Raw genomic sequence first — 12,045 nt, forward strand, 5'->3', positions numbered from 1 at the left:
AGACTCACCTGCGGCAGCTCCCCCACCGCCCCCAGGTCGTGCCACGCCGCCATGTCCGTGGAGCCGGACTCCTCGTGGCGCAGGGTGCCGCCGGTGACGCGGCCCTCGTAGACCAGGCGGAGGCCGTGGAAGTCGGCGAACATGCCGAGTTTGCGCGGGTAGCGGCGGCGGATGGAGTCGACGCCGAGGAGGGCCACGGGGTCCACCGCGTACCCGGTCTCCTCCTCGGCCTCCCGGATCACCGTGTCGTACGGGTCCTCGCCGTGCTCCATGCCGCCGCCGGGCAGTGTCCACCGCCTGCTGCCGTCGGCCGCGACCCAGCGGGCGAGCAGCACCTGCCCGTCTCGTACGCACACGGCGTAGGCCGCCACCCGGAGCTCCTCGTGCATTCCTGAACGTTACGGCCAAGGCCGCCGGGGCGTGGCGTCCCGTTCATCCTGAAAATAATCACTCGATGGTCACTATTTGACGAACTCTCCCCAAACGGCGGTCACTTACGTAAAGCTATGCGGTCATCCGGTCCCGAATTGCGGACCAGCTCATTCACTTACAGGGATGCAGATGACCTCACGACCAGGTGCGAGACGCGCGGCCCGGATAGCTATGGCCGCCTCTCTGGCGGCCGCGCTGTCCGCGGCCGCACCCATGCCCGTCCTCGCCGCCGACGGCCCGGCGCCCGCGCCCGCCGCCAAGGCGGACCCCTCGCCGGGCGACAAGCTCGGTGCCTCCGATGCCCGGCTGCTCGCCGACGCCAAGGCCGAGGGCGACAAGAGCGTCACGATGATGGTGGCCACCGCGCCCGGCGCCACCGAGCGGGTCGCCGAGCAGCTCGACGCCGTCGAGGGCGCCGCGGTGGGCCGCACCTACGACAAGCTGGGATACGTACGGGCCACGGTGCCCACGCAGCGCGCCGGCGCCGCGATCGACCGGGCCGCGAAGCTCTCCTCCGTGCACGGCATCGACCTGCGGCACGAGGTCGAGCTCGACGACCCGACGCCCGCCGCCGACCGGGCCAAGGGCGCCAAGACGGCTGCCGAACAGGCGAGTTACCCGGCGCCGGGCAAGGACACCCCCGCCAAGAACCCGTACAACCCGTCGTTCGAGACCGGTGCCGTCGACTTCGTGAAGCAGCACCCGAAGGCCGACGGACGCGGTGTCACCATCGGCATCCTGGACTCCGGGGTCGACCTCGGGCACCCCGCGCTGCGGAAGACCAGCACGGGTGAGCGGAAGATCGTCGACTGGGTCACCGCGACCGACCCGGTGATCGACGGCGACGGCACCTGGCGGCGGATGAACACCCCGGCGGCCGGGCCCACGTTCACCTTCGACGGGCGGACCTGGACCGCGCCGGAGGGCTCGTACCAGGTCAACTGGTTCCGCGAGTCGGCCTCCACGGGCGGTGACGCCAACGGCGACCTGAACCGGGACGGCGACACCACCGACAAGTGGGGCGTGCTGTACGACGCCAAGGCCGGGACCGTGCGCGTCGACCTGAACGACGACGCGGACTTCACGGACGACGAGGCCATGAAGCCGTACAAGGACGGTTTCCAGGTCGGGTACTTCGGCACGGACAAGCCGGAGACCGATGTCGTCGAGCGGGTGCCGTTCGTGGTGGAGGTCCGCAAGGACGTCACGTACAACGCGGCGGGCGCCAAGGCCGACTACGTCAACATCGGCATCATCGAGTCCGAGCACGGCACCCATGTCGCGGGCATCACCGCCGCCAACTCGCTGTTCGGCGGCCGGATGAACGGCGCCGCGCCCGGCGCGAAGCTGGTCTCCTCGCGGGCCTGCACCTGGAGCGGCGGCTGCACCAACGTCGCGCTCACCGAGGGCATGATCGACCTCGTCACGAAGCGCGGCGTCGACATCGTCAACATGTCCATCGGCGGCCTGCCGGCGCTCAACGACGGCAACAACGCGCGTGCCGAGCTGTACAACCGCCTCATCGACACGTACGGCGTGCAGCTCGTCATCTCGGCGGGCAACAGCGGCCCCGGAACCAACACCATCGGTGACCCGTCCCTCGCGGACAAGGTGATCTCCGTCGGCGCCTCCGTATCGAAGGAGACCTGGGCGGCCAACTACGGCTCGCTGGTCGAGAAGTCGTACGCGATGCTGCCGTTCTCCTCGCGCGGGCCGCGCGAGGACGGCGGGTTCACGCCGACGCTCGCCGCGCCCGGCGCCTCGGTCAACACCACGCAGACCTGGCTGCCCGGCGGCCCGGTCGCGGAGGCCGGGTACCAACTGCCCGCCGGTTACTCGATGTTGCAGGGCACCTCGATGGCCTCGCCGCAGGCCGCGGGCGCCTCGGCGCTGCTGATCTCGGCCGCGAAGCAGCGCGGCGTCGAGCTCACCCCGAACACCCTGCGCACCGCGCTGACCTCCACCGCGCACCACATCCGCGGCTTCCAGCCGCACCAGGAGGGCGCGGGCCTGATGGACGTCGTGGACGCCTGGGAGTCGATCGAGGACGGCGCCACGGCCCACGCGTACGGAGTGAAGGCGCCCGTCGACACGGCCCTGGAGCAGGAGCTGAAGAAGCCCGGCACCGGCATCTACGACCGCGAGGGCGGCCTCAAGGCCGGCCAGAAGAAGACGTACGACGTGACCGTCACGCGGACCAGCGGCCCCGGCCGCGCGCTGACGCACAAGGTCGAACTCGCCCGCAACGACGGCACGTTCACGCTCGCGAGCGCCGACACCGTCTCGCTGCCGCTGAACAAGCCGGTCACCGTCAAGGTCACCGCGGAGCCCCGCACCGCGGGCGTGCACTCCGCGATCGTCGAGCTCGACGATCCTCGGACCGAGGGCACCGACAAGCAGATCATGTCGACCGTGGTCGTCGCGCACGACCTGAAGAAGCCCGCGTACACGTTCTCCGCGAGCGGCACGGTGCAGCGCAACAGCACCACGTCGTACTTCGTGACCGTGCCCGAGGGCGCCAAGTCCCTTCAGGTCGCGCTCGGCGGCCTGACGAAGGGCAGCCAGACCCGGTTCGTCTCGCTGCACCCGTACGGCGTCCCGGTCGACCCGACCTCCACGGTCAACTGCTACCCGAACTACCCCAACCCGGCGAACACCTGCCGCCCCGACCTGCGCGCGTACGCCGACCCGCAGCCCGGCGTGTGGGAGCTGGAGGTCGAGTCGCGCCGTACGTCACCGCTGCTCGACAACCCGTACAAGCTGGACGTGTCCGTGCTCGGGGTCGCCTTCGACCCTGCCGTGCAGACGGTGCCCGAGGCGAAGATCGGCACTCCGGCGCCGGTCGCGTGGAAGGTCACCAACGGGTACGCGGCGGTCGACGGCACGCTGAAGGGCGGCCCGCTCGGCTCGTCCAGGTCGACCCGGCCGACGATCGCGCAGGGCGAGTCGCAGGAGACCACCGTGGTCGTCCCCGAGGGCGCCGAGAAGCTGGACGTGGCCATCGGCAACCCGGCTGACAAGACCACCGACCTGGACCTGACGGTGCTCAAGGACGGCGAGGTCGTCGGCTCGGCGGCGGACGGCGACTCCGAGGAGGCGGTCAGCCTGCCGAAGCCCGCCGCGGGCACGTACACGATCGTCGTCGACGGCTACTCGGTCCCGTCCGGGTCCACCGCGTACGACTACCTCGACGTGTACTTCGCGCCCTCCCTCGGCACGGTGAAGGTCGACGAGTCCAAGCCGCTGAAGCTGGCCAACGGGGCGAGCGCGGAGCTCACCGCCGAGGTCGTGGCGGCGGCCGCGGCGCCCGAGGGACGGCAGTTCTTCGGCGAGGTGCGGGTGGTCGACTCCCGTGGGACGGTCGCCGGTTCGGGCAGCGTACGGATCGAGAAGGTGCTGCCGTAACGGCAACCTGTACACACGCTGTACACACCTTGTGGGCCCCGGACGGTCGTGCCGTCCGGGGCCCGCGTCATCCGTCGGTGGGGGCGGCTGTACCGGACTCGCAGGTCAGGCCGCGGGCGCCCGGCAGGGCACGCTCGATCCAGGCCCGCTCGGCGGGGATGCCCGCGCCGGTGGTCCAGTGGGTGGGCCGCGCGGAGTCGCGGGAGACGAGGACCAGCGCGCGGTCGCCGGGGCGCAGCCGCGGGTGGGCGCCCACGTCCATCGGGAAGGACACCCGCCGCTCGCCCCCGGCGGGCTTGTAGGAGCGGCTGACGTCGAGCGTGATCCGCTCCTCGGTCGCGCCCGGCAACGCGTCCACCCGCGCCACCGTGCCCTCCACGATCAGCCGGGCGCAGGCGACGGTGCCCTCGGGGCTCAGGGAGCCCGAATCACCACCCGATTCCTGGTCACCGCCCGGTTCCGGGTCGCCGCCCGGTTCCTGTTCACCGCCCGGGACCTCGTCGCCCACCGTGCTCTTGGACGCCTCCTGCGAGTCCGGGGTGCCGATGCCGCCGGACGCGGAGAGCCAGAAGGTGCCGCCGAGCAGGGCGGCCGCGCAGCTCGCGGCGAGCGCGAGGAGGGCGGTACGGCGGCGTCGTACCGGCGAGACAGGGGTGGGTTCCGGCTCGGGCGGCTGTTGTGCGAGAGCGTCGCCCAGGCCGTGCAGCTGCTCGCGGAGCAGTGCGACATCCGTCACAGCGGCCCGGTACGCCGGGTCGTCGCGGAGGTTCTCCGGCGCTTCCTCTCCGGTGATCGCCACCATCAGCGGATCGGCCGTCCCGTCGGCCGACCGGTCGCCCGTCCATGGGTCCCTGGGGGTCTCCCTTGGGGTCACGTCACACCACCTCGTCCTCGTGCAGCCGGGTGCGCAGCGCCTGGACCGCCATGTGCAGCCTGCTCTTGACCGTGCCCTCCGGGATGCCCAGTTCGCGCGCGATGCCACGTACCGGCAGGTCCGCGTAGAAGCGCAGCACCAGCACCTGGCGCTGCACGTCCGTGAGGTCGTCGAGGCCCTGGGCGACGGCGAGCGAGAGCACCTTGGACTCCTCCACGGAACCGGCCACGGACTCCTGCCGCAGCGAGGCGAGCCGCTCGCCGAGGCGTTCCTGGCGGCGTTTGGCGCGGTGCCAGTCCATCGCCAGGTTGGAGGCGACGACCGCGGCCCAGGCGGACACGTCACGTGGCGCCTCGCGACCGTCGGCGGCGCGTTCCAGGAGCTTGAGCCGTACCTGCTGGACGCCGTCGGGCAGCTCGGACCGCGGCACTCCGCCGAGCGCGAGGACGGCCCGTACCCGGTTCTCCTCGGCCGCGCCCAGCGGATCGGCCCGCCACTCACCCGGACCGGCCCGCCGCTCACCCGCCTCACTCCGACGCGATCTTCCGCGCAGCACTCCCCCACCCTTCGCCGCGGTGCGTTTCCCCTACGACGCCGCGGGAGCGGAAAACGTTCGCCCCTCGGTGTGTCGTCTTGCACGTCGGACAATGGATTGGACAAGCCGGAGCTGGAGAGACGCATCATGGAACACAACGGCATGCACGTACGGCTGCATGCGGCATGTACGGATGCACGGATGCACGGAGGAACCCTGTGAAGGTCGGAATCGTCGGAGCCACCGGTCAGGTCGGCACGGTCATGCGCAAGATCCTCGTCGAGCGGAAGTTCCCGATCGACGAGCTGCGCCTGTTCGCCTCGGCCCGCAGCGCCGGGTCGCTGCTCGACGGCGTGACCGTCGAGGACGCCTCCACGGCGGACTACTCGGGCCTGGACATCGTGCTGTTCTCGGCCGGCGGCGCGACCTCCAGGGCGCTCGCCGAGAAGGTCGCCTCGCAGGGCGCCGTGGTGATCGACAACTCCTCCGCCTGGCGCCGTGACCCCGAGGTCCCGCTGGTCGTGTCCGAGGTCAACCCGCACGCGATCAAGGACCGCCCCAAGGGCATCATCGCCAACCCGAACTGCACGACGATGGCCGCGATGCCGGTCCTGAAGCCGCTGCACGCCGAGGCCGGTCTCGCCGCCCTCGTCGTCGCCACGTACCAGGCCGTGTCCGGCTCCGGTCTCGCCGGTGTCGCCGAGCTGTACGAGCAGGTCGAGAAGGTCGGCGCGGACGCCCCGAAGCTCACCCACGACGGCTCGGCCGCGGAGTTCCCGGCGCCGAACAACTACGTCGCGCCGATCGCGTACAACGTCCTGCCGATGGCCGGCTCCATCGTCGACGACGGCCTGAACGAGACCGACGAGGAGCAGAAGCTCCGCAACGAGTCCCGCAAGATCCTGGAGATCCCCGAGCTGAAGGTCTCCGGCACGTGCGTGCGCGTCCCGGTCTTCTCCGGCCACTCGCTGCAGGTCAACGCCCGCTTCGAGCGCCCGCTCAGCCCCGAGCGCGCCACGGAGCTCCTCGCCGCGGCGGAGGGCGTGATCCTCACCGACGTCCCGACCCCGCTGCAGGCCGCCGGCAAGGATGCGTCGTACGTCGGGCGCATCCGCGGGGACGAGACGGCCGAGAACGGTCTGTCTCTGTTCCTCTCCAACGACAACCTCCGCAAGGGCGCGGCGCTGAACGCGGTACAGATCGCGGAGCTGGTGGCGGCTGAGCTCAAGGGTTGATCCCTGGCTCACGTCGGAGGGCTCGCACCGTCGACTGCGGCACCCTTGATCGCCCTCCGGGCTCGTCCTCAAACTCCCCCAGCTACCGCTGGGGGGTGCCCCCAGACGGGCTGGGTGTTGTACGTACCTCGCCCCGGAAGGTTCACGCCTTCCGGGGCGCGGTGCTGTCCTGCACGCGCCCCAGCCCAGCCACCCGCAGCGGCGCATTCGCAAGGATGTCCGTGTAGAACGATGAGCACGGACGTCGACGATCGGCGACGCCACAGCACCGACCTCACAGACGCATACAACCGAGGTCGAGACATGACGGACACGGACAACGCCCGATGACCCGGAAACCCCGCCGCCTACGCACTGCGACTGTGGTGCTGGCGCTCACCGCCATCGTTTCCGCGTGCGCCACCTCACCAGAGGAGCCCAGGCCGGTCCCCATCAAGCCGGTCGCGGCGGACGCCATCTGTGGCGACATGTTCGCCGGTGACGTCGGCCGAGACCTCCAGAAGCTCCTCACCGGCCGGAATGAGTTCTACCCGCGCACCCGGTCCGAGGCAACGCGAGTCGAACGCGTCGCACAACAGATGCGCAAGGAAGTCTCAGGCGGCAGCTCACCGAAATTCGCCAGCGCCACCTCCGTGTGCTCCTTCCTGCTGTGCAAGGAGGACGTACGAACGCCCTGTGGCGGCGAGCGTGAAATCGACTTCCCCTTCGGCTGGACCCGGCACCCGCACTTCACCGGCGACGAGCAGTCCGAGACCCTCGACTTCGTGGCGGGCGACGCGGCGCTGTCCCTGGCCGTGGACGAGCACTCCGGCGCGACAACGCGCTTTCCCTGCAGGCTGCCTGGCGGCTACGAAAGGGCCGTCCAGGGCTACTTCGAGGGGACTTGGAGCAACGACCTCGGCATGAAAGCCGAAGAGAGCGCCCGGCTCAAGGCGTTGCTCTCAGCCGCATCCAAGATGAGCCGGGCCCTGGGCTGCACGAACCATCCCCGCCCTTCCCCTTCTGCCGAGATCAGGCAGACGCACGACGATTAGCAGCCCGGCGCAGGGCATCCCTCCGTACCCCCCTCGGCACGTTTGCCCGCCTCAGAGGCCCGTGGTGTCATGATCACTTCATTGGAGATCATGGTGAGGGGGAGCCGTGGCAGCGGCACCAAGAAGGCCTGGACGACTGCTGACAATTGCCCTGTCGATCGCCACGCTCGCAAGCCTCGCGGGCTGCGAGCAACCGGCGGACGGCACAGCCGACAAGGGAGCCACGGGCCAGGACCCTCGTGGGAACACCAAGACCGTCACGGCCGCGGGGGCAGTGCCGCGAGCGCAGGACGGCGGTTCGATCAAATTCGAGTTCGAGCAGGGCTGCCGGAAGGTCAAGGCAGCGCTTCAGCGCTTCCTCGACAACGGGCTGGACAGCATCGGGTGTTGGGAGAGCGTCAAGCGGCCGGAGACGGTGACGCAACGGGCGGAGGAAATCTCCACGCAGGCCGGCGTGCAGTGCAAGGCTCAGCCCGGCCGGTGGTGGTACACGCGCAAAACAGGCTGCGGCCAGGTGACTTTGACGTACACCGTGATCGATCTGCGCACCAAACGACCCACGGGCCGGGCCGTTTTCACGGCACAGCAGGACTTCAAGCTCAGCTCGGCCTCGGGGCGTATTCGGTCCAGGAACAGCCTGCGCCTCGACGCGGCCACAGGCACGGCCAGAAGTCTCAAGGCCGCCTGGACCACTTCCTGCACCGGAGGCGCATGCGGAACCAGCTCGGCATGGGCAGGTTCTCGGCCGATACGGCCGCGTCAGGAACTGCGCGGCTCGACCACGCAAACGTGGAATGCCGGTGCGGTCGTTCAGAGCTTCGGCACGAAGACCACGGTCAACGTCGTCGGGGCGGGCCAGGTCCTGATCGCCCCTGCCTGGTTCAGGCCGTCCATGAAGATCCGCTGTGACCGGACCTTCAACCGCGAGAGCGCCCCGAACGGCAAGAGCCTCGGCTGCGTATTCCCCTCGCAAGCACCCGTCCTCAAGTTGCGCCTGAAGCACGAGGGGCACGCCAACGTCGCGTGGTCCATGCACAACCTCAAGGGTCACTGGGGTTGGTACGGCCGCGGAAAGCCCCTGCGTCGGGAAGCCGATGAATCCGTACGGTCGGCGAACCGCAACAAGATCTGCGACAGCACCTTCAAACGCGACCCGCAGGTCACAGACGATTCATGCGACGAGTTTCCGTTCGCCGCGACCAAGGAGAGTGGCGGCCAAGCGGGGCTTCGCGGCAAGGACTGCGCGGAGATCAGACCCAGCTTCGAGAAGGGGAAGTGGGTCATCTACCGCGTCAACAACGTGACACCACAGAGCCGTTGCACCATCGGGCATGTGCCCAATAGCCCCAATGGCTCGGTCGGTGGATCGCTCTCCCGCTTCCACCAGAACAACCGCGTCCTCGACGGCGAGAAATACTGGATCTCCGTGACCTGACGACTCCCGCCGGGACGGCCCGCCGCCCCGGCGCGGGCCGTCCCGGTCGTCAGTCGCCTCACTCGGCGGCGGGAATCTCCGCGACCAGCCCAGCACGCACGTCGTCCCCGGTCAACGTGACGCCGGTGTACGCGTGCAGCAGCGCGAGGGCGCGGTACTGGGGCAGTACGTCGCCCTCGTCGCGGCCGGAGTCGAGGAACCCGGCCTCGCGCATCGCGTCGAGGATCCGGTCGGGGTCCTCGCCCCGCTGTTCATGCCGTAGTTCGGGGTGGTCGGCGTCGAACATCGTGACCAGCGTGCCGTCCACCCAGAGATCGACGTACCCGAGCGCGTTGCCGTTGTGCCAGCAGCCGATGAGGCGTGCCCCGCGGGAGGCCGCGGCCCGGGTCTCGTCGTTGAACGCCCAGAGGGTCTGCGGCTCAAACGCCCAGGCCCAGCCTCCAGCGACCCCGGCGTACACGATGCCGTACTCCTCGTCGTCCTCGGCCGCCTCCTCAAGGAGCTCGTCGATGTCCTCGACTTCTGCCTGCGGCCGCACGCTCTCGGAAGGACAGCCGAGTCTGGACAGCAACTCTTGGGCCGTGATTCCGTCAACCAACGTCAGGCTGTGACAGTCGTGGAACTTGGCGATCCACGCCAGCGGATTACTGTCCTGCACGCGCTCCCCCACACGGTTCGACTCAGCGCACGCATCTCTCGTACGCCAGTGATGACGGCACGCAGCCTATTCGGAGCCGTCCACGCGCCGAGAAGGTGAACGGGCCCGGTCAGACCTGGCGCTCGGTGAGTGCCGTGACGAACGAGGTCCAACTGCTCTTGGGGATGAGGAGGGCGGGGCCGTCGGGGTTCTTGGAGTCGCGGACGGGGACGGTGGTGGGGACGCCGTCGAGCACTTCTACGCAGCTGCCCTGGTCGCCGCCGCTATAACTCGACTTGCGCCAGCCGCTCAGTACCGACGCCTGGGGCAGGTGGTGCTCAACTCTCATGGTCCGCATAGTCCTTCGCAGTCGCCCTGAGGAGGGCCACGGATTCCTTAACCGGCAGGGCATCGCCCAGAGCCTGATGGTATGCGCCCTGCAACAGCTCGACCAGGGCGGGGGAATCCTCCACGCCGCCGGTATAGAGCCCTTCCATGTACGCCGCCGGAGGCTGATCCTCGAACCACATGAGCGAGAGCATGGTCGACAGGAGAGGGTGCCCTCCCGTACCCAGCGGCAGCACATGGGTGCGGATTCGCCCGTTTTCGGCGAGGTCGGCGAGATGGGTGAGTTGCTCCGTCATGACGCCCGGCCCTCCGATGGGGCGCCGCATGACCGCCTCGTCCAGCATGGCCCACATCACAGGGTTCACCGGGTCGTTCAAGATCGCGGCCCGCTTGAGCCGAGTGGCAACAGCCTTCTCCCGCTCCTTCGGACTCAGCGGCGGATAGGCGGTCTCACGCAGCACCGCATGGGCATACGCTGCGGTCTGAAGGATGCCCGGCACATAGTTGAGCCCGAACTCCCGGATGGCCGTGGCCTGTTTTTCCAAGTGCCGGGCCGCCTCAAAGTGTTCGGCCACCGGGTCGTCGTCGCCGCCCGGCAGGAAACTCTGCAGCACATCCCCGGTACCGAGAGCCCGGTCCAACCGCCGCGCGTCCTCCCTCGAAGGAACCCTCCGCCCCGCCTCGATATGCGCGATGTGCGACCGCGTCATCACCGCTTCCACGGCCAACTCCTGCTGCGTCATGCCCGGCCTGACCCAGTCCCCGTACCTCGTACCCATGGCTCAACTCCCGCACACAGTCAGACATTTGGCGATCTGGGACCGCAAATCCACCTTAGCGGCGAACCGCCCGCCCCACCCGCGCTCTGAGGGAAACGAACTCCACCGACTCACGCGTCGCGATCTGATCCCTCGGCCCCGGCAGGTCCACCCGCAAGTCGGAGTGCACCCGACCCGGGCTCCCCGTGAGGACGACGACGCGGTCGCCCACGTACACGCTCTCGTCGATGTCGTGTGTGACGAGCAGGACCGTCATCTCCGTACCGCCACGCACGCGCAGCAGCACGTCCTCCAGGTCCTCGCGGGTCTGCGCGTCGACCGAGCCGAAGGGTTCGTCCATCAGGAGGAGGGACGGGCGGTACGCCAACGCCCTTGCGATGGCGGCCCGTTGCTGCATTCCGCCGCTGAGCTGCCAGGGGTACTTGCGGGCCGCGGAGGCGAGGCCCACCTCCCCCAGAGCCGCGTCCGCCGCCGCCCTGCGCTCCGTGCGGGCGAGGCCGCGGCGGCGCAGCGGGAGCGCGACGTTGTCGCGGACGGTGAGCCAGGGGAACAGGGAGCGCGTGTAGTCCTGGAAGACGACGGCCAGGTCGTCGGGGACCCGGTCGACCGTGCGGCCGTCCACCGCCACCGTGCCCTCGCTGGGGCGGACGAGGCCCGCGACGCAGCGCAGCAGTGTCGACTTGCCGCAGCCGGACGGGCCGACGAGGGAGACCAGTTCGCCGCGGGCCACCTCCAGGTCGATGCCGTCGATCGCGCGGTGGCCGTCGTCGTACGTGTGGCCGAGGCCTTTGATCTCCAGCACGTGTCTGCCGCCCCTCCCCATCCCTAATCTTGCGTGGGTATCCCCAGCTTCAGCCGGGGATAGGAAACGCATCTCAGGACTGCTCTGACCCGCACTGTCAGCAGAGGGCCGCACCGTTGACCTCAGCCAACGGGCCGCTCTGTCCCTCAATGTACTGGCGGACCACGGTCAGCGGGGCGCCGCCGCATGAGCCTGCGAAGTAGGAGCGGGACCAGAACACCGAGCCCATTCCGGTCCGGTTGATCCGGCCGTTGTACTCGGCCCGCAGGTACCTGGAGCTGACGCCCTTGATCGGCTTCGCCGATGAACTCGCGGAGTTCCGTCTCGACGCTTCCGCGCACCTCCCGCATGATCTCCTCGCAGCACGTGAGCATGGCGTCATCAAAGATGCCCTGCCGGTATTTGGTCACGAACACCAAGTGCGCGTGCAGGTGGTGGGCGACGTGACGGCCGGTGCGGATATCAGGGTTTAGCTCCTAGCAAGGCGAAATTCACCATATGGTCGTTGGAACGGCCTTGGGAGGGGGGG

Annotated in this window: 11 protein-coding genes and 1 pseudogene; 4 read left to right on the forward strand and 8 right to left on the reverse strand. The window is 69.4% G+C overall.

Annotated features, from left to right (window positions below; all coding sequences use genetic code 11):
* A partial coding sequence (locus GUY60_RS25130; protein WP_161701658.1) for an NUDIX hydrolase occupies positions 1-389 on the reverse strand: 389 nt, incomplete at its 3' end.
* A gap of 214 nt (positions 390-603) precedes the next feature.
* Here GUY60_RS25130 and GUY60_RS25135 point away from each other — a divergent pair.
* A complete protein-coding gene (locus tag GUY60_RS25135; RefSeq protein WP_246235612.1) occupies positions 604-3,837 on the forward strand; it encodes a S8 family serine peptidase in 3,234 nt (1,077 codons plus the stop codon).
* A 67-nt stretch (positions 3,838-3,904) separates the two neighbouring features.
* Here the strand turns inward: GUY60_RS25135 and GUY60_RS25140 are convergent, their stop codons facing one another.
* On the reverse strand, positions 3,905-4,711 hold the full coding sequence (locus tag GUY60_RS25140) for a hypothetical protein (RefSeq protein ID WP_161701662.1): 807 nt from the start codon (positions 4,709-4,711) through the stop codon (positions 3,905-3,907).
* 1 nt (position 4,712) lies between these two features.
* Positions 4,713-5,267 carry an RNA polymerase sigma factor gene (locus tag GUY60_RS25145; RefSeq protein WP_161701664.1) on the reverse strand — a complete coding sequence of 185 codons (555 nt, stop codon included), beginning with the start codon at positions 5,265-5,267 and terminating at the stop codon, positions 4,713-4,715.
* A 197-nt stretch (positions 5,268-5,464) separates the two neighbouring features.
* On the opposite strand from GUY60_RS25145, the gene GUY60_RS25150 reads away from it, so the two are divergent.
* The 3 genes from GUY60_RS25150 (at position 5,465) to GUY60_RS25160 (ending at position 8,950) form a co-directional block, all read left to right on the forward strand.
* Positions 5,465-6,481, forward strand: coding sequence for an aspartate-semialdehyde dehydrogenase (locus tag GUY60_RS25150; RefSeq protein ID WP_161701666.1), 1,017 nt, complete (start codon positions 5,465-5,467; stop codon positions 6,479-6,481).
* A 362-nt stretch (positions 6,482-6,843) separates the two neighbouring features.
* A complete protein-coding gene (locus GUY60_RS25155; protein WP_161701668.1) occupies positions 6,844-7,515 on the forward strand; it encodes a hypothetical protein in 672 nt (223 codons plus the stop codon).
* 106 nt (positions 7,516-7,621) lie between these two features.
* Positions 7,622-8,950 carry a NucA/NucB deoxyribonuclease domain-containing protein gene (locus GUY60_RS25160; RefSeq protein WP_161701670.1) on the forward strand — a complete coding sequence of 443 codons (1,329 nt, stop codon included), beginning with the start codon at positions 7,622-7,624 and terminating at the stop codon, positions 8,948-8,950.
* A 58-nt stretch (positions 8,951-9,008) separates the two neighbouring features.
* On the opposite strand, the gene GUY60_RS25165 is transcribed toward GUY60_RS25160, so the two are convergent.
* From GUY60_RS25165 to GUY60_RS25185, 5 genes and pseudogenes are all read right to left on the reverse strand, one after another.
* Positions 9,009-9,608, reverse strand: a complete 600-nt coding sequence (locus GUY60_RS25165) for a DUF6461 domain-containing protein (protein ID WP_161701672.1) — start codon at positions 9,606-9,608, stop codon at positions 9,009-9,011.
* 109 nt (positions 9,609-9,717) lie between these two features.
* The gene (locus GUY60_RS25170; RefSeq protein ID WP_376771321.1) at positions 9,718-9,999 is read right to left on the reverse strand and encodes a DUF397 domain-containing protein; all 282 of its coding nucleotides are present in this window, start codon (positions 9,997-9,999) and stop codon (positions 9,718-9,720) included.
* Positions 9,926-10,714 carry a helix-turn-helix domain-containing protein gene (locus GUY60_RS25175; protein WP_161701676.1) on the reverse strand — a complete coding sequence of 263 codons (789 nt, stop codon included), beginning with the start codon at positions 10,712-10,714 and terminating at the stop codon, positions 9,926-9,928. Before GUY60_RS25175 ends, GUY60_RS25170 begins: the two co-directional genes overlap by 74 nt.
* 55 nt (positions 10,715-10,769) lie before the next feature.
* Positions 10,770-11,516 (reverse strand): ABC transporter ATP-binding protein, encoded by a 747-nt coding sequence (locus GUY60_RS25180; protein ID WP_312866415.1) that lies wholly within the window; start codon positions 11,514-11,516, stop codon positions 10,770-10,772.
* A 97-nt stretch (positions 11,517-11,613) separates the two neighbouring features.
* A pseudogene (locus GUY60_RS25185) lies at positions 11,614-11,977 on the reverse strand (IS200/IS605 family transposase).
* Between the last annotated feature and the right edge of the window lie 68 nt (positions 11,978-12,045).

Source organism: Streptomyces boluensis (assembly GCF_009908195.1).
GTDB lineage: Bacteria > Actinomycetota > Actinomycetes > Streptomycetales > Streptomycetaceae > Streptomyces > Streptomyces boluensis.